General features: G+C 45.8%; 1 pseudogene. It reads left to right on the top strand.

Annotated elements, in window-relative coordinates:
* Positions 1–286 (top strand): annotated as a pseudogene (locus tag FC51_RS12400) (S-layer protein); the annotation flags it as partial.

Genomic DNA, 286 nt, shown 5'->3' with positions numbered 1-286 from the left:
ACCACTGCATTGACTGACGCTCAAAAGAACGCTACTTACAAGATCACCAAAGCCGGTACTGCAAATGATGGCACTGCTACCACTTACACTTACCCAGCTTGGACTGAATACCGTAAGGGCCGTACTGTAACTGATGCTACTCCTTATGCAAACGACACTTTCAAAGTTGTTGACGCAACTACTCGTACTCGTGAAGGTGACCTTTGGGTTAAGGTTCAAGACACTAATGCAACCAACGGTCAAAAGATCAATGGCTGGATCCTTTACAGTGCCTTGACTGCTACTA

The sequence above is a fragment of the Lentilactobacillus parabuchneri DSM 5707 = NBRC 107865 genome (assembly GCF_001435315.1).
In the GTDB taxonomy this organism is placed as follows: domain Bacteria; phylum Bacillota; class Bacilli; order Lactobacillales; family Lactobacillaceae; genus Lentilactobacillus; species Lentilactobacillus parabuchneri.
This window is presented reverse-complemented; position numbering and strand designations above follow the sequence as displayed.